The sequence below is a fragment of the Arthrobacter sp. BF1 genome, assembly GCF_056680215.1.
In genome coordinates this window covers 2,509,974-2,526,946 of record NZ_CM155271.1, presented here as the reverse complement: position 1 = coordinate 2,526,946, position 16,973 = coordinate 2,509,974, and the positions used below count along the sequence as shown (strand labels likewise).

Sequence of the window (16,973 nt, the reverse complement as noted above, 5' to 3'; positions counted from 1 at the left end):
CGTGCACCATGGAACTTACCGCAGGTCACGTATGGCTCATGGTGGCAGCAGCACTCGTGCTGTTCATGACACCGGGTCTGGCATTTTTCTACGGCGGCATGACACGCGCCAAAGCTGCGCTGAACATGATGATGATGAGCTTCATCTCCATCGGCATGGTCGGTGTGGTCTGGGTGCTCTGGGGCGCCTCGATGAGCTCCGGGGAAGGATTCTTCCAGATCGTCGGAAACCCGTTCGCCACCTTCGGCCTTGAAGGCATCACCACTCCCGACGGCCTGATCAAGGTAGGTTACGCAGCCACCTTCGCCATCATCACGGTGGCCCTGATCAGCGGCGCGATCGCTGACCGCGCCAAGTTCGGCGCCTGGACCGTCTTTGTGCCCGTCTGGGTCACGCTGGTCTACTGCCCCTTGGCTTACATGATCTGGGGTGGCGGGCTGTTCGGCCCCGAGGGTGCCATTGGACAGGCGCTCGGCCCGGCCATCGACTTCGCCGGTGGCACGGTTGTCCACATCAACGCCGGTGTCGCGGCCCTCGTCCTCGTCCTGATCATCGGCAACCGCCGGGGCTTCGGCAAGGACCCGAACCACCGCCCGCACAACATCCCGTTCGTCATGCTGGGTGCAGCCATCCTCTGGTTCGGCTGGTTCGGCTTCAACGCCGGTGCGGCTACCACGGCGGAGCAGGGCGGCCTGATCTGGATCAACACACTCGCGGCTCCGGCCGCAGCCATGCTCGGCTGGCTCGTTACCGAACGCATCCGCGACGGCCACCCCACCTCCCTCGGTGCCGCCTCCGGTGTTGTTGCCGGCTTGGTCGCCATCACCCCTGCTTGTGCAAACGTCAGCCCCGTCGGTGCCCTCGGCCTCGGTGTGGTCGCCGGTGTGGCCTCCGCCTTGGCCGTCGGACTCAAGTTCCGCTGGGGCTTCGATGACTCCCTCGATGTTGTCGGTGTCCACCTGGTATCGGGCATCATCGGCACGGTTGCACTGGGCTTCATCGCCCTCCCCGCCGACGGTGTGGGCGGCGGCCTCTTTTACGGCGGCGGCTTCACCCAGCTTTGGGCGCAGCTCGCAGCAGCCGGCATCGCCATCGCCTACTCGGCAATCCTGACGGCGATCATCGCCCTCGCCATCCACAAGACCATGGGCTTCCGCGTCTCCCAGGAACAGGAAGCAGTTGGCGTGGACCTCAGCCTGCACGCTGAGACCGCCTACGAATTCGGTGTTGGCGGCCAGGGCGGGAGCTTCCAGCCCCTCCACGAACTGATCACCGGAAAGTCACCCTCCAGTGAAGGCGAGCTGTCCGCAGCCAAGAAGACGGAGCCGGCTGCCGGCAAGGAAAGCGTGGAAGCATGAAATTGATCACAGCCATTGTCCGCCCGGAGAAGCTCGAAGCCATCCGGGAAGGCCTGGAGTCCTACGGAGTCCAGGGACTGACGGTCAGCGCGGCCAGCGGTTACGGCCGGCAGCGCGGCTACACCGAGGTCTACCGTGGCGCCGAATACAACGTGGACCTCCTGCCCAAGATCCGGGTGGAAGTGCTCGCCACGGACGAACAGGCTGATGACATCCTGGATGTCATCATCGCCAGCTCCAACACTGGACGCGCAGGCGACGGCAAGGTCTGGACTGTGGACGTCTTCGAGGCGGTCAGGGTACGCACGGGCGAACGCGGCGTGGCAGCGATCTAACAGCCGCTGTCGCCGGGCGTATCGGCGACAAGAACGGACAGAGCGGGCAGGGAACCAGGTTCCCTGCCCGCTCTGTCCGTTGTGGCTTACTCCGCCGGCACAGAACCCGGCCAGCCTGCGGGACCTGCCGACCCGGCGTCGTATTCTTCCAGGGGTACCGTCCCGCGCTGCCAGGCCTTCAGCACCGGCTCGAGGATCCGCCAGCAGTCCTCCGCGGTGTCCCCGCGGACCGACAGCAGGGGATCGCCGTTCAGCACACCTTCCAGCACTTCGCCGTACGGCAACAGCTCCGAATCGCTGAGCTCCGCGTTCAGGGTGACCCGGCCCAGCGAGAAAATATTGCCGGGACCGTTGACGTCGACGTCGAACTGCAGCGTGTCCGGCCCGAAGCCGATCCGCAGCTGGTTGGGGGAGTCCACCCCGGTGAATCCACCCGGAAGGTGCGGGACCGGGAGGAACGTGACCACGGCCTCCTTGCGTTTGGTGCCGAGGGCCTTGCCGGAACGCAGGATGAAGGGCACTCCCTTCCAGCGCCAGTTGTCGATGTCCACCTGGACCTCCGCCAAGGTTTCCGTTTCCCGCGCTGCATCCACACCCTGCTCCTTGGCGTAGTCCGGGACTTTCTTGCCCGCGATCGAACCCGCCGTGTACCTGGCGCGGTGCGTGGACTTGGCGTACGGCGCGCTGATGCTGCTGGCCCGCAGCACCGTTGCCACCGCGTCGCGCAGGTCGCGTTCGCCGATGGTAGCGGGCGGTTCAATGGCCAGCAGCGCCATGATCTGCAGGAGGTGGCTCTGGATCATGTCCCGCAGCGCCCCTGCGGAATCGTAATACCGTGCCCGTCCCTCCAATGCCAGGTCCTCGTCGAAGATGATCTCCACCTTCTCCACGTGTTCACGGTTCCAGACGGGCTCAAGGAAATTGTTCGCGAAGCGCAGGCCCAGGATGTTCAGCACCGTCGCTTTCCCCAGGAAATGGTCCACCCGGTGGATATGGTCCTCCGGCACCAGCCCCGCAAGCGTGTGGTTCAGGGAGCGGGCCGAGGCCTCGCTGGAGCCAAAAGGCTTCTCCATGACCAACCGGGTGCCGGCCGGCACCTGGTCGCGGTGCAGGGACTCGCATGCCAGCTGGCTGATGCGGGGAGGCAAAGCGAAGTAGATGGCGGTGGGGCCTTCCAGCCCGGCCAGCAAAGCAGCCAGCGCTCCGTTCGCGGTGACATCAAGCTGATGGTAAGCCGTGGCTCCCTCCAAAGCCTTGAGCGCTTTCCTTCCGGCGGCGTCCGCCTCCTTCGAAGCAGCAGCGAAGGCGTCGTGGACCCGCGCCTGCCACTGGTCAGGACTCCAGGCATCAGAGCCGGCCCCCACCAGGTTCAGTCCTTCGGCGCGGCCCTTCGCCACCAGCCGGGCCAGGCCCGGAAGGAGCAGGCGGCCGGTCAGATCCCCGGAGGCACCCAGGATGAGCAGGGTTTTTACACTCGTTTGGCTCGTCACCTTGCCAGCATGCCATCATGCAGGCCCGTCTTGGTACCCTAGATAGTCGAGTCCCCCCTGTAACTCCACTGAAAGAAGTGCGCGGCGCGTGTTCAATTCACTCTCTGACCGGTTGACAGCAACCTTCAAGAACCTCCGTGGCAAGGGCCGCCTCACTGAGGCTGACGTTGATGCCACAGTCCGCGAGATCCGCCGCGCCCTCCTGGATGCCGACGTTGCCGTACCCGTGGTGCGCGAGTTCACCGCCCGCGTCCGTGAGCGTTCCCTGGGCGCTGAGGTCTCCGGGGCGCTGAACCCCAGCCAGCAGATCGTGAAGATCGTCAACGAGGAACTGGTGGAGATCCTCGGCGGCGAGACCCGCCGCATCCGCCTGGCCAAGACCGGCCCCACCATCATCATGCTGGCCGGCCTGCAGGGCGCGGGCAAGACCACCCTGGCAGGCAAGCTCTCCAAATGGCTCAAGGCCCAGGGGCACAGCCCTCTGCTGGTGGCGTGTGACCTCCAGCGCCCCAATGCTGTCACCCAGCTCCAGGTGGTGGGCAAACGCGCCGGCGTGCCCGTCTTCGCGCCGCACCCCGGAGCCACCTCCGAACTCGAGCACCCCGCCGGTGACCCTGTCGCCGTCGCCCGTGCCGGCGTCGAGGAAGCCCGCCAGAAGCTGCACGACGTTGTCATCGTCGATACCGCCGGCCGCCTGGGTGTCGACGCCGAGATGATGGAGCAGGCGCGCCAGATTCGCCGCGCCATCGTCCCCAATGAAGTTCTGTTTGTGATCGACTCCATGATCGGCCAGGACGCCGTGAACACGGCGATGGCGTTCGATGAAGGCGTCAACTTCACGGGCATCGTGCTGTCAAAGCTCGACGGCGACGCCCGCGGCGGTGCCGCGCTTTCGGTTGCGTCGGTAACCGGCAAGCCGGTGATGTTCGCATCCACCGGTGAAGGTGTGGACGACTTTGAGCTCTTCCACCCGGACCGGATGGCCTCCCGCATCCTGGACATGGGTGACGTCCTCACCCTGATCGAGCAGGCAGAAAAGAACTGGGACAAGGACGAAGCAGCCCGGATGGCGAAGAAGTTCGCCGACCAGGAAGACTTCACCCTGGACGACTTCCTGGCCCAGATGCAGCAGATCCGCAATATGGGCTCCATGAAGAAAATGCTCATGATGATGCCCGGCGCGCAGAATATCCGCCAGCAGCTCGAGAACTTCGACGAGCGTGAGATCGACCGCGTCGAGGCGATCGTCCGCTCCATGACGCCGCACGAGCGCGTGGCGCCGAAGATCATCAACGGCTCCCGCCGCGCCCGCATCGCCAGGGGTTCCGGTGTGCACGTATCCGAGGTCAACGGCCTGCTGGAGCGTTTCGCCCAGGCCCAGAAGATGATGAAGAAGATGGCCCAGGGCGGCGGCATGCCCGGAATGCCAGGGATGCCCGGCATGGGCGGTCCCGGTGGCGCGCGGAAGAATGGCAAGAACGCCCCGAAGAAGAAGGCGCGTTCCGGCAACCCGGCCAAGGCGGCCCAGGAACTTAAGGATGCCGAGGCCCGGCGCGCCGGTGCGGCCAAGGCCCTGCCGACCGGCGCGGCGTTCGGCCAGCAGTCCGGCGACTTCGATCCCTCACAGCTGAACCTGCCCAAGGGCTTCGACAAGTTCCTCGGCAAGTAACCCTTTCCACTCAACCAGGTAGCAGCAGGTGTCGTTTTGAACGCTCTAAACGACACCTGCTGCTACTTACTTTTGATGTCACTGCCGTGGAATAGGGTTGGGTCATGTTCAAGCAGAGGATAGTGTTCGTGCACGGCGCCGGACCCTTCGGTGCGGCGGCTTGGCCGCGGCAGCACGGCATGGCGCTGAAATACGATGCACTTTTCCTGCGGCGGCATGGTTTCGACCCCGTCGCTGAACCGGTTGAATCCTCCTTTGATGCGGACACCGCGATCGTGCTGAAATCCTTGGCGGATGATGGCCGGGGGGCAGCAGGCGGTCATATCGTAGCGCATGCCGAGGGTGCTATTTCCGCCATGTTGGCAGCCGTCCAACGCCCGGATCTGGTGTACTCACTGACGCTTGTGGAGCCGGCGTGTTTGTCGTTGACTGCTGAGCTGCCCGCCACGGCCGCGCACCGTGCCCTCATGCAACCGCTTTTCGATGTCAGGCATCAACTGGGCGACGACGACTTCCAGCGCGAATACGTCCGGCGCATGTTCGCCGTGGATCTTCACGAGCCTGCGTCCACGGAGGAGCGGCGTTCGGCGCGCCGGCTCCGGTTGCAGGCACCCTCGTGGGAAGCTCCGCTGCACATTGTGCCGGGCGTCGCCACCATGGTGTTGACCGGCGGATGGGAGCCGCTTTATGAGGAGATCGCCGGTTACCTGAAGGAGACCGGCGCCCTGCACCGCATTGCCGCGGGCGGGCACCGGCCTCAGGATTCAGTTGAAGGCGACCGTGCCATCCGGTCCTTCATTGCCGACGTCAGCCGGTCACACTCAGTCCAGGCCTCCTGAGGGCACGGCCCCGGCGGGCCGGGGGACCTGCGGTTCGGGCAGGTATACCTTCGCGCCCCTGGCCAGGAACTCCTCGCTTTTTTCCCGCATGCCGCTGTAAATCCCGGCAATGGCAGCCTGGGCATCAGCGGAGCCGTACTCGTCCCGGATGTCCTGGCTGATCCTCATCGAGCAAAACTTCGGACCGCACATGGAGCAGAAGTGCGCGGTCTTGGCGGGCTCAGCCGGCAGGGTCTCGTCGTGGAACGCCTCGGCGGTCACCGGATCCAGGGACAGCGCAAACTGGTCGCGCCAGCGGAATTCGAACCTCGCCTTGGACAGGGCATCGTCCCGCTCGTGGGCTCCCGGGTGGCCCTTGGCGAGGTCGGCAGCGTGGGCAGCGATCTTGTACGTGATCACGCCGGTCTTGACGTCGTCCTTGTTGGGCAGGCCCAAGTGCTCCTTCGGCGTCACGTAGCAGAGCATGGCGGTGCCGTACCGGGCGATTTCGGTGGCTCCTATGGCCGAGGTGATGTGGTCATAACCGGGTGCGATGTCAGTCACCAGCGGCCCCAGTGTGTAGAACGGGGCGCCCTTGCACAGCTCCTGCTGGCGTTCCACATTCTCCCGGACCAGATGGAACGGGATGTGACCGGGGCCCTCCACCATCACCTGCACGTCGAAGGCCCAAGCCCGCTGGGTCAACTCGGCCAGGGTGTCCAGTTCGGCGAACTGGGCCGGGTCATTGGCGTCCGCCGTCGCTCCCGGGCGCAGCCCGTCACCCAGGGAGAAGGCGACATCGTACTGGGCAAAGATTTCGCACAGCTCATCGAAGTGGGTGTAGAGGAAGTTCTCCTGGTGGTGGGCGAGGCACCAGCCGGCCATGATGGACCCGCCGCGCGAGACGATGCCCGTGACGCGGTTGGCGGTGAGGGGCACATAACGCAGCAGCACGCCGGCGTGGATGGTCATGTAGTCCACGCCCTGCTCGCACTGTTCGATCACGGTGTCGCGGAAAATCTCCCACGTCAGCTTGTTGGCCTCACCGTTGACTTTCTCCAGCGCCTGGTAGATCGGCACAGTCCCGATGGGCACGGGTGAATTGCGGATGAGCCATTCACGGGTGGTGTGGATGTCGTCGCCGGTGGAGAGGTCCATCACTGTATCCGAGCCCCACTGCGTGGCCCACTGCAGTTTGTCCACCTCCTCGGCAATGGAGCTGGTGACGGCCGAGTTGCCGATGTTGGCGTTGATCTTTACCAGGAAGGCCTTGCCGATGATCATGGGCTCGGATTCCGGGTGGTTGATGTTGTTCGGGATGATGGCGCGGCCGGCGGCCACTTCGCTGCGGACCAGTTCCACGTCGCAGTTTTCGCGGAGGGCCACGAACTGCATCTCGGGCGTCACCATTCCCCGGCGGGCATAGTGCATTTGCGTGACGGTTTTGCCGCCGACGGCGCGGCGGGGCACCGGCTGTTCGCCCTTCCACTCCGCGGAGGCGGCGCCGCGGCGGACGGCCGATTTGCCGTCGTCGAGCAGGTTCCGTTCCCGGCCGCTGTACGGCACTGTGTCACCGCGCGCTTCGATCCAGGCGCACCGGAACGGGCTGAGCCCCACCACCGGATCGCTGCCGGGACCGGCCGTGCGGTAGACCCGGAAGGGGCCGTTCTCCTCGCCGTTGGGTGACGGGTCGAGGGCGATTTCGGTGACGGGCACCCTGATTCCGGTACTTCCATCGCTGATATACGCCAGCGAGTGGGATTCCAAGGACCGGCTTTCCACGGGTTGGGCCGGCGTCGATGGGGATTCGGCCCGTGCGGTGCCCGCTTCCGCTCCCGCGAAGCCGGTGGCTGTCGCATTTTGGGCAGGAATGGGCCATGCTTTTTGCGTACTCAAGGGAATACTCACTTCCTTCGCCGGCATTACCCGGACAGGTTCAACGGTCGCAGGCCGCGTCAGCCCGATCTCAGCCCCTGCAAGGGCACCCGTGTGGTCAAGACGAAGCTACCACAGCCGATGCGGGATCCTTCGGAACACTTGAATTAAATTGAAGCTTCAAGTAAATTAGAGGCATAACGGTCTTCAATCCCGAAGGCCGGCGGATCGGGAGCGTTCACATGACTGCAGAAGCCACCAACCAGGATCTTCTACCTGCCGACCTCTCCATGGGCACAGTGATGCTCAAGGTGGGCGACATGAAGCTGATGACGGATTACTACCAGCGCGCCCTGGGCCTGGAGGTGGTCGCCGAAGAGGATGGTGGCGTTTACCTTGGCCGCCTCAACCGCCCCCTGGTCCACCTGGCGCCCGCGCCGTCCCTGCACTTGCCGGGCAGGGGAGAGGCCGGGCTCTTCCATACGGCTCTGCTCTTTGACGACCAGGCTGCGCTGGCTGCCACCGTGGCCACCGCCGCCCAGTTCGATCCCCGGCTTTTCACCGGCAGTGCCGACCACCTTGTCAGCGAGGCCTTCTACTTCAACGACCCCGAGGGCAACGGTATCGAGCTCTACTGGGACCGCCCCCGCAAAAACTGGTCCTGGAACGGCACCGAAGTGGTGATGGACAGCCTGGCGCTGCCGCCGCAGCGCTACCTCGAGCAGCACCTGTCCCAGGCATCCCTGGAGGGCCAGCTGGGTACCGAAGCGGGCGTGGGCCATATCCACCTCCAGGTGGGGGATGTCCAGTCCGCGCACGATTTCTACGTGGGCACCCTGGGCTTCGAAAAGACCGCAGGCTGGCATGGCCAGGCCCTGTTTGTCTCGGCCGGCCGGTATCACCACCACATGGCCATGAATGTCTGGAACAGCCGCGGTGCCGGGCCGCGCAAAGACACTCTGGGCCTTGGCGAGGTGCTCATCGAGGTGGCTTCCGGTGACGACGTCGGAGCCCTCGCTGACCGCTTGAAGGTCGCCGGGGTGGCCTCCCACCACACTGGCGCCGAGCTGCGGTTCGAGGATCCCTGGCGTAACAACATCCGGGTTGCTGTCCGCTGAGACCGGTGGCCGGAAGTGCGGGCTGCCATGCACTAGGCTGATTTCGAACGGCCGGGGCGGCACCCTATGCTGCCCGTCTGGGCCGCACCGTCGACGGAATGAGGGCTGTTCCCATGGGCTTCACTGAAATCTTTGTAGCTACCCACGACGCCGCGCTGAAGCGCGCCGGCGTCCTCGATGCCGGCGGCTCGCCGTCCGGCCCCGCGCTGCGGATACCTGGCGTCAGTGATTTCGAAATCGAACAGCTGGGCGATCTCGCCGGGGCCGCGGTCCACGCCGGTGGTGAGGGGTACGAACTCGCCATGGTTGACGTTTCCAGCGACTCCCTCCTTGGAGTTCCGCCGGCCATGGTCCGGGCTCTCGCGGACCTCCTCACCTATGAGACTGAGGGCGAGGGCAACGTGCTGGATGACGTGGCCGAAAAATGGGCCGCCCAGGACGACATGCCCTTCGGCGCGGCTGACGCCCGGACGTATGTCCAGCAGCTTGCCGAGCTCGCCGGCGGAATCGACGACGCCGATCGCACCGGTTTGTACGTCTGGTCATCCTAGACCCGCAAGAGGCCGCCGCGTCCGCCGGTCTGCCCCATCCCGACGTGTCAAGTCGAAATCCTGGCGCTGATCTGGCACAATAAACAGGTACTCGATCTGCGTGGCCCCTCTCTCCGCGTCCGGATCCTGTCCTTCGAACCCTCAAGTACGGCCCGCCCCACGGGTGCAGAACGTCGGTTCAACCCTTTTCTGAAACAGGAGTGACCACAAAAGTGGCCGTAAAGATTCGCCTTAAGCGCTTTGGCAAAATGCGCGCACCGTACTACCGCATCGTCGTCATGGACGCACGCTCCAAGCGTGATGGCCGTGCCATCGAAGAGATCGGCAAGTACCACCCCACCGAAGAGCCCTCATACATCGAGGTCGACACGGACCGTGCCCAGTACTGGCTCGGCGTCGGCGCACAGCCGTCCGAGCAGGTTGCCGCGATCCTCAAGATCACCGGTGACTGGCAGAAGTTCAAGGGCCTGCCGGGTCAGGAAGGCACCCTGAAGACCAAGGCTCCCAAGGCTGCCTTTGTTGCCCCGGAAAAGGGTTCCGTGATCATCCCGGAAGCCATCACCAAGAAGGCAAAGCAGTCTGACGCAGCCGAGGCTCCGGCCGAAGCAGAAGCCACCGAGGCTGAGTAGATTGCTGGCAGAAGCGCTCGAACACCTGGTCCGGGGAATCGTTGATTCGCCGGAAGATGTCAAGGTCAGCTCGAAGAACAACCGCCGCGGGGACACCCTCGAGGTCCGTGTTCATCAGGACGACCTGGGACGGGTGATCGGCCGCCAGGGCCGCACCGCACGTGCACTGCGCACCGTTGTGGCGGCACTGGCAGACGGCGAACCGGTCAGGGTCGACGTCGTCGACACCGACCGCCGCCGCTAAGCGCTCGGCAGTATCAGTTTTTTGCTCCGGCCCTTCCACCCGTCAAGGTGGAGGGGCCGGAGTGCTTTCATCAGAACACCGTGGATCATCCCACAACCGGAACAGAGGAACAGATGCAGCTTCAGGTGGCACGAATCGGCAAACCGCACGGAATCCGCGGGGAAGTGACGGTCCAGGTGCTCACTGACGCTCCGGCCGACCGGTTTGTTCCGGGTACCGAGTTTGTTGTGGAGCCGGCCTCTGCCGGGCCCCTGACTGTAGAGAGTGCCCGCTGGAACAAGGACATCCTGCTGCTCGCGTTCGAGGGAATCGAAACCCGCAACCAGGCCGAGACCCTCCGCGGCGCGAAATTGTTCATCGAAACCGAAGAGCTGGACGAGGACGATGACGAAGGCTGGTACGAGCACGAGCTGGTTGGCCTCGAAGCCCGTGTGGGCTCACGGGTGGTGGGCAAGGTTGCCGGCCTGCACACCATGCCGGTCCAGGACCTGCTGGTGGTCGAGGACGCCGACGGCAAGGAAATCCTCATCCCCTTCGTGGAGCAGATCGTGCCGGAAGTCAACGTGGCCGAGGGCTTTGTCCTGCTCACGCCGCCGGACGGACTCTTTGACATCAACTCCGACGACGCTGCCGCCGGTGACGCTGAGGGCAACGCGTAGATGAGAGTCGACGTCGTCAGCATCTTTCCGGAGTACCTGGCGCCCCTGGAGCTGTCCCTCATTGGCAAGGCCCGCCAGGACGGGCTGCTGGACTTGCACGTCCACGATCTGCGCGAGTTCACCACGGACAGACACCGCTCCGTGGATGACACCCCTTACGGCGGCGGCGCCGGCATGGTGATGAAGGCGGAGCCGTGGGCGCAGGCTCTGGCTTCCGTGGCCAGCGCCAAAGAAGCCACGGCAACCAAACCGGTCCTGATTGTGCCGTCGCCGGCAGGGGAGCGCTTCACCCAGGCCCTGGCACATGAGCTCGCCGAAGAGGAGCAGCTGGTTTTTGCCTGCGGCCGCTATGAAGGCATCGACGAGCGCGTCATGGAATGGGCAGCGGAACACTTCACCGTCCGGCCCATGAGCCTGGGTGACTATGTGCTCAACGGCGGCGAAGTGGCTGTCCTGGCCATGGTCGAGGCCATCGGCAGGCTGCTGCCCGGCGTTGTGGGCAACCCCGAGTCCCTGGTGGAGGAGTCGCACTCCGACGGACTGCTGGAGTACCCGGTGTACACCAAGCCCTCCAGCTGGCGTGACCGGGAGGTGCCGGCAGTATTACTGAGCGGCAACCACGGGAAGATCGCACAGTGGCGCCGCCACCAGCAGTACCAGCGGACTGCGGAACGGCGCCCGGACCTGCTGGAAACGTTCGACGCCGGCAAGCTGCCACGTGCCGACCGTTCGGCTCTCTACGACCTCGGGTACGACGTCGTCGACGGTCACCTCCATGCCCGCCGCACCGCCGCTACCCAAAACGACGCCGCTACGAGCAGCGATGCCGGAACCGACGTCTCCGCCTGACCTAAAGGCGGCAGTACACGCAATTGGCTGTAGGACTGCGAGTGTGGCAAAATTAGTCTTTGTGTCTGCTGGGTCCGCACCTGCCACAGGGGGAGCGCAACCAACAGCTGGACACCCCGGGTACCTTCAAACATTGAAGGAACCGGACCACTTAACTTTCGGCGGTAATTTCCGGGCGCGTCCTGCGCCCCGGGCTTGACCGCCGTGACCCAAAGTGAATGACCCGTGGCGTTCACCAGGAGTGCAATAATGCATATTCTCGATTCCGTAGATGCAGCCTCGCTGCGCACCGATGTTCCCGAGTTCCGCGCGGGTGACACCCTCAAGGTGCACGTGAACATCATCGAAGGCAAGAACTCCCGTGTCCAGGTATTCCAGGGCTTCGTCCTGGGCCGCCACGGGGATGGCCTTCGCGAAACCTTCACCGTCCGTAAGGTCTCCTTCGGTGTCGGTGTGGAGCGTACCTTCCCGGTTCACTCCCCGATCATTGAAAAGATCGAGGTCGTCTCCAAGGGTGACGTGCGCCGCGCGAAGCTGTACTACATGCGCGATCTGCGCGGCAAGGCTGCCAAGATCAAGGAAAAGCGCGACTTCCAGCCCAAGAAGTAAGTCCCCCGGGACCTACAAAACAGGCCCCAGCCGTACCAGGCCAGCGCCGGAGCCAACAGCAACAGCGCCCCAGGAAATACGGATCATGGACCAGACAAAACGCCAGCCCAGAAAAATGGGCTGGCGTTTTGCGTTCCTGGCGCTTCTCCTCGCCGTTGCAGTCAGCGGACTGGTCCGTTCGCTCTGGCTTGACGTCTATTTCATTCCGTCCGACTCCATGGAGCCCGTGCTTGAAGGCGGCGACCGCATCCTGGTCTCCAGGACCGATTTCCACAATGAACCGATCCGCCGGGGCGACATCGTGGTTTTCGACGGCAGAGGATCTTTTGCCCCGCTGAACAGTGGCAAGGGCCCGGTGCTGGACTCCGCCGCTGCGGCCGGCCAGTGGCTGGGCCTGACCGGCAGCGACACGACCTATGTCAAGAGGGTCATCGGGCTTCCGGGAGATACTGTGATCTGCTGCGACGCCGACGGGAAGATCACCGTGAGCGGGACAGCGCTTGAGGAGCCGTACCTCTTTGCGGGCGACAAACCAAGCGCCCAGGTCTTCACTGCCGTGGTCCCGGAGGGGAGGCTCTGGCTCCTGGGTGACCACCGCTCGGTCTCCGCTGATTCACGCAGCCTGCTCGGCGCACCGGGCGGCGGTATGGTGCCGCTGGCCAGGGTCATCGGCAGGCCGGTCCAAATCATTTGGCCGCTTGATAGATTTGCTGCAGTACCTCGGCCGCTCGCGGCAGGACCAACGACAGAGAACGGACCGTAGATGCCCGAGAACAATGCGCCGACACCTGAGACGCCTCGTGATGGCGCCGCAGAAAGTGCCGCTCAGCCGGTGACCGACGGCGGCGCTGAGGCATCGCCGGCGCCGGCACAGGGGAGGCACTCGGTATCTTCGAAGCCCAAGGACGGGGGGCCCAACCAGATTTTTGTCTGGTTGAAGGAAGTAGCCACAGTCGTGGTGATCGCCGTGGTGCTGTCCTTCCTGATTAAGACTTTCCTGTTCCGGGCGTTCTACATCCCGTCAGAGTCCATGGTGAACACGCTGGACGTTAACGACCGGATCTTTGTAAACCTCCTGGTGCCGGAGCCGTTCGCACTCTCGCGCGGTGATGTGGTGGTCTTCCGCGACACCCAGGGCTGGCTGGCCGCGGCACCGGAGAAAGAGACTGGCCCCTTTACCTGGGTACAGGACGGCCTGACCTTCGTGGGACTGCTGCCGGACAGCTCGGAACAGCACCTCGTCAAGCGCGTCATCGGACTCCCCGGAGACCACGTGATCTGCTGCGACGACGCCGGTAAACTGACCGTTAACGGAACTCCAATTGATGAAACCTACGTCAACACCGCCGAGGTAGCGCAGATCCGCCCCTTTGACGTTGTCGTTCCGGAAGGGAAGGTCTGGGTCATGGGCGATAACCGTAACCATTCGGCTGATTCCCGCTCGCACCTGGATGCCAACGGCGGATTTGTTGATCTGGTGGACGTGGAGGGCAAGGCGGCCGTCATCGCGTGGCCGCTCAATCGGATCTCTGTCCTGGAAAATTACCCCGACGTCTACCGGAACGTGCCCGCGGGGAAATAACTGTGTCTACAGCCACGCCAGCGCCTCCAGCTGCTCCTGCAAAGACGGCGGCCCGCCCAGCCTCGGGGCCCCGTTCCAAAGCCCCTACGCTGCGGCATGAGCGAACGTTCAAGGCCCAGGGTGCCCGCTACCTGGCCGGCGTCGACGAGGTGGGGCGCGGAGCCCTGGCGGGGCCTGTGAGTGTAGGGATTGCCGTCGTCGACCTCCTCAGCCAGAAGCCACTCCCCGGCGTGCGCGACAGCAAACTGCTCAGTCCCGCCGAGAGGGAGCGGCTGGAACCCTTGGTGCGGAGCTGGAGCGTGGCTTCGGCAGTGGGCCACGCCTCCGCCCATGAGATTGATGCCCTGGGCATTATCGCCGCGCTGCGGCTCGCAGGAACACGGGCCTGGCTGGAAATCCTCGCCGCTGGCGTGAGTCCGGACGTGGTGCTGCTCGATGGCAGCCACAACTGGCTCTCGCCGGCAGGTCAGCTGTCCCTGTTCGACGAGCCGGTGCGGGAACTCGGATGCGAGGCGCCGGTCCACACCAAGGTCAAGGCGGACATGCAGTGCCTCAGTGTTGCTGCCGCCAGCGTGATCGCCAAGGTGGAGCGCGATCAGCAGATGCGCGGCCTGCATACCGAATATCCCGGGTTTGGCTGGGACGTCAACAAGGGATACGCCACCGCGACCCACCGCGACGCCCTGCGAGCCGCCGGACCCACCCCTTACCACCGGGTGAGCTGGAACCTCCTCGGCGGCGAGCTCTGATTCCTGGCGCAGGGCGGCAACGCGCGATGCTGCGCCGGGGCGCCCGGGGCCTCCCCGATGGTGCAAGATGGAAGTATGAGCGCTGAGGATCTTGAAAACTATGAAACCGACATGGAGCTGCAGCTCTACCGTGAATACCGGGACGTCGTCGGGCTCTTCAGCTACGTTGTCGAAACTGAACGCCGCTTCTACCTCGCCAACCACGTTGACCTTCAGGCCCGCAGCGCCGACGGTGAGGTCTACTTCGACCTGACGCTGCAGGACGCCTGGGTGTGGGACGTCTACCGTTCGGCCCGGTTTGTGAAGACCGTCCGGGTGCTGACCTTCAAGGACGTCAACGTCGAAGAATTGCCGCGCAACGAGGAACTTGCCCTGCCGAAGGACGTTGACCTCGGCAACTGACGCCGGCCGAAGCCCCACTTCTCCTCCACACTGCTGCCACGGCGGCGGTTTCTGCTGAGGTTACCCACATAGGCGCATAGCTTTCTGCCGCCCGCTGTCCTGCCCCTGCAGGCTTGAGGCGGAGGTAGAAATGAAAGCCAAAGACCTGTTGGGCCAGCGCGGCGAGGAGCTCGCCGCCGGCTATCTTGAATCGCTGGGCATGCTGGTGGTGGAGCGGAACTGGCGTTGCACCGAAGGCGAAATAGACATCGTGGCCCTGGACGGGGACGCCTTGGTGATCACCGAGGTGAAAACCCGGCGCTCCCTGGACTACGGACACCCCTTTGAAGCTGTGGGTGCAGCCAAGCTCGCCCGCCTGCATCGGCTCGGTTCGGCGTGGTGCCGCGACCGGGAACTGCGGATGCCGTTGCGGCGCGTGGACGTCGTCGCCGTGGTGGATGACGGCTGCGGCGAACCCCTGGTGGAACACCTCAAAGGGGTGGGCTAGATGGCGCTGGGCCGGACCTATTCGGTGGCGCTGGTGGGGTTGAACGGGTACATCGTCGAGGTCGAAGCTGACATTGGCCAGACGTTGCCGGCGTTTGTAATCCTCGGCCTGCCGGACGCGGCCCTCAACGAAGCCAAAGAGCGGATACGGTCGGCCGCCAAAAATTCCGGTATTCCCTTGAGCAGACGGAAGATCACCGCCAACCTCATCCCTGCCTCGCTGCCCAAGCGCGGTTCGGGTTTCGACTTGGCTGTCACCATGGCGGTCCTGAGGGCGGCAAACGACATCAAAGCCACCGAGCGGACTGTCTTCATTGCCGAACTGGGTCTGGACGGCAGGCTGCGGCCCGTACGCGGCATCCTGCCCGCTGTGATGGCGGCTGTCAAAGCCGGCTACCCGGATGTGGTGGTGGCACAGGCCAATCTCGCCGAGGCAACTCTGGTGCCCGGGGCCAGCGTCCGGGGTTACCGGACCTTGGCCCGGCTTGCTCTCGACTTCGGAGCGGATCCGCAGGAACTGGCATTGGACTTCGAACCGGAGGATGAACAAGGTCACGGCGATTCCGTACAGGGCACCCTCGCTGCGCCGGACATGGCCGATGTCTCCGGCCAGGGCGATGCCCGGCGTGCGTTGGAGGTGGCCGCGGCCGGGGCACACCACCTTCTGTTGACAGGACCGCCGGGCGCGGGCAAGACCATGCTGGCGGAGCGACTGCCAGGGCTCCTGCCGGACCTGGCTGACAACGAGGCCATGGAAGTTACAGCCATCCACTCGCTGTGCGGGCTTCCCTCATCAAACGCCCAGCTCCTGCGGCGCCCGCCGTTCGAAAACCCCCATCATTCGGCCACCGCGGCCGCGATCATCGGCGGCGGTTCCGGCTTGCCCCGGCCAGGAGCTGCATCACGCGCCCACCGCGGGGTGCTGTTCCTGGACGAAGCACCGGAATACGAACGCAGGGTTCTGGACGCCCTGCGGCAACCCCTGGAGAGCGGGGAGTTGGTGATTCACCGTTCGGCTGGAACGGCCGCCTATCCTGCCCGCTTTCAGCTGGTCCTGGCCGCGAATCCCTGTCCGTGTGGCAAAGCTTCAGGAAAGGGTCTGGATTGCACGTGCACGCCGATGATGAGGCGCCGCTACGTAGCAAGGATGTCGGGGCCGCTTTTGGACCGGGTGGACATCCAGCTGCAGGTGGAACGGGTCTCACTGGCTGACTTTGGCCAGGCAGGGGCGGAGGAGGACACCGCTGCGGTGGCGGATCGGGTGCGGGACGCCCGCGGCCGGCAGGCTGAACGGCTGCGGCCCCTCGGCCTGGAAACAAACTCCCAGGTGCCCGGCCGGACTCTGCGCGGTGCCTTGCGGCTGCCGGCATCGGCCACCCGGATCCTGGACCACTCCCTGGAGCGGGGCGTGCTGACGGCCAGGGGCTACGACAGGGTCCTGCGGCTCGCCTGGACCCTGGCGGACCTGTCGCACCGCGACGCTCCGGACACCAATGACATAGGCCAGGCCCTCGGCCTGCGCCAGGCTGCCTCGGCAGCTGCATGAAGGA

At 64.8% G+C, this 16,973-nt stretch carries 19 protein-coding genes and 1 riboswitch; of the genes, 17 read left to right on the top strand and 2 right to left on the bottom strand.

Features of this window, described 5'->3' with window-relative positions; translation table 11 throughout:
• Positions 1-8 precede the first annotated feature (8 nt).
• A complete protein-coding gene (locus AC1MCD_RS11890; protein ID WP_498672163.1) occupies positions 9-1,358 on the top strand; it encodes an ammonium transporter in 1,350 nt (449 codons plus the stop codon).
• Positions 1,355-1,693 carry a P-II family nitrogen regulator gene (locus AC1MCD_RS11885; RefSeq protein ID WP_056349123.1) on the top strand — a complete coding sequence of 113 codons (339 nt, stop codon included), beginning with the start codon at positions 1,355-1,357 and terminating at the stop codon, positions 1,691-1,693. Before AC1MCD_RS11890 ends, AC1MCD_RS11885 begins: the two co-directional genes overlap by 4 nt.
• Positions 1,694-1,779: 86 nt before the next feature.
• Here the strand turns inward: AC1MCD_RS11885 and AC1MCD_RS11880 are convergent, their stop codons facing one another.
• Positions 1,780-3,183: a glucose-6-phosphate dehydrogenase gene (locus tag AC1MCD_RS11880; RefSeq protein ID WP_498672162.1), complete on the bottom strand. Its 1,404-nt coding sequence runs from the start codon at positions 3,181-3,183 to the stop codon at positions 1,780-1,782.
• A gap of 88 nt (positions 3,184-3,271) precedes the next feature.
• Here AC1MCD_RS11880 and ffh point away from each other — a divergent pair, with 88 nt between their 5' ends.
• Both ffh and AC1MCD_RS11870 read left to right on the top strand, forming a co-directional pair.
• Complete coding sequence (ffh, locus tag AC1MCD_RS11875; protein ID WP_498672159.1) at positions 3,272-4,852, top strand: signal recognition particle protein; 1,581 nt, start codon at positions 3,272-3,274, stop codon at positions 4,850-4,852.
• Between the two features lie 104 nt (positions 4,853-4,956).
• Complete coding sequence (locus AC1MCD_RS11870) at positions 4,957-5,691, top strand: alpha/beta hydrolase (RefSeq protein ID WP_498672157.1); 735 nt, start codon at positions 4,957-4,959, stop codon at positions 5,689-5,691.
• Here the strand turns inward: AC1MCD_RS11870 and thiC are convergent.
• The gene (gene thiC, locus AC1MCD_RS11865; RefSeq protein ID WP_498678308.1) at positions 5,674-7,452 is read right to left on the bottom strand and encodes a phosphomethylpyrimidine synthase ThiC; all 1,779 of its coding nucleotides are present in this window, start codon (positions 7,450-7,452) and stop codon (positions 5,674-5,676) included. The two genes, AC1MCD_RS11870 and thiC, sit on opposite strands and share 18 nt — an antisense overlap.
• Before the next feature lie 109 nt (positions 7,453-7,561).
• Positions 7,562-7,669: riboswitch (TPP riboswitch) on the bottom strand.
• Between the two features lie 118 nt (positions 7,670-7,787).
• Between thiC and AC1MCD_RS11860 the strand changes: the two genes are divergently transcribed.
• The 13 genes from AC1MCD_RS11860 to AC1MCD_RS11800 all read left to right on the top strand — a co-directional run bounded on the left by AC1MCD_RS11860 (position 7,788) and on the right by AC1MCD_RS11800 (position 16,969).
• Positions 7,788-8,663: a VOC family protein gene (locus AC1MCD_RS11860; RefSeq protein WP_498672155.1), complete on the top strand. Its 876-nt coding sequence runs from the start codon at positions 7,788-7,790 to the stop codon at positions 8,661-8,663.
• Positions 8,664-8,776: 113 nt separating this feature from the next.
• Positions 8,777-9,214, top strand: a complete 438-nt coding sequence (locus AC1MCD_RS11855) for a hypothetical protein (protein WP_190989826.1) — start codon at positions 8,777-8,779, stop codon at positions 9,212-9,214.
• A gap of 212 nt (positions 9,215-9,426) precedes the next feature.
• On the top strand, positions 9,427-9,843 hold the full coding sequence (gene rpsP / locus AC1MCD_RS11850) for a 30S ribosomal protein S16 (protein WP_190989827.1): 417 nt from the start codon (positions 9,427-9,429) through the stop codon (positions 9,841-9,843).
• 1 nt (position 9,844) lies between these two features.
• Positions 9,845-10,087: an RNA-binding protein gene (locus tag AC1MCD_RS11845; RefSeq protein WP_056349097.1), complete on the top strand. Its 243-nt coding sequence runs from the start codon at positions 9,845-9,847 to the stop codon at positions 10,085-10,087.
• Positions 10,088-10,200: 113 nt separating this feature from the next.
• A complete protein-coding gene (gene rimM, locus AC1MCD_RS11840; protein ID WP_498678306.1) occupies positions 10,201-10,746 on the top strand; it encodes a ribosome maturation factor RimM in 546 nt (181 codons plus the stop codon).
• On the top strand, positions 10,747-11,595 hold the full coding sequence (trmD, locus tag AC1MCD_RS11835; protein WP_498672154.1) for a tRNA (guanosine(37)-N1)-methyltransferase TrmD: 849 nt from the start codon (positions 10,747-10,749) through the stop codon (positions 11,593-11,595). It abuts the gene before it with no gap.
• 249 nt (positions 11,596-11,844) lie between these two features.
• Positions 11,845-12,204: a 50S ribosomal protein L19 gene (gene rplS / locus AC1MCD_RS11830; protein ID WP_164199238.1), complete on the top strand. Its 360-nt coding sequence runs from the start codon at positions 11,845-11,847 to the stop codon at positions 12,202-12,204.
• A gap of 85 nt (positions 12,205-12,289) precedes the next feature.
• Complete coding sequence (gene lepB, locus AC1MCD_RS11825; RefSeq protein WP_498672153.1) at positions 12,290-12,967, top strand: signal peptidase I; 678 nt, start codon at positions 12,290-12,292, stop codon at positions 12,965-12,967.
• Positions 12,968-13,786 (top strand): signal peptidase I, encoded by an 819-nt coding sequence (lepB, locus tag AC1MCD_RS11820; protein ID WP_498672152.1) that lies wholly within the window; start codon positions 12,968-12,970, stop codon positions 13,784-13,786.
• Between the two features lie 2 nt (positions 13,787-13,788).
• Entirely contained in the window at positions 13,789-14,535 is a 747-nt protein-coding gene (gene rnhB / locus AC1MCD_RS11815; RefSeq protein ID WP_498672151.1) for a ribonuclease HII, read from the top strand.
• A gap of 75 nt (positions 14,536-14,610) precedes the next feature.
• Complete coding sequence (locus AC1MCD_RS11810) at positions 14,611-14,937, top strand: DUF2469 domain-containing protein (protein WP_111909356.1); 327 nt, start codon at positions 14,611-14,613, stop codon at positions 14,935-14,937.
• Between the two features lie 130 nt (positions 14,938-15,067).
• Positions 15,068-15,424, top strand: a complete 357-nt coding sequence (locus AC1MCD_RS11805) for a YraN family protein (RefSeq protein WP_498672150.1) — start codon at positions 15,068-15,070, stop codon at positions 15,422-15,424.
• The gene (locus tag AC1MCD_RS11800) at positions 15,425-16,969 is read left to right on the top strand and encodes a YifB family Mg chelatase-like AAA ATPase (protein ID WP_498672149.1); all 1,545 of its coding nucleotides are present in this window, start codon (positions 15,425-15,427) and stop codon (positions 16,967-16,969) included.
• Positions 16,970-16,973: the final 4 nt, after the last annotated feature.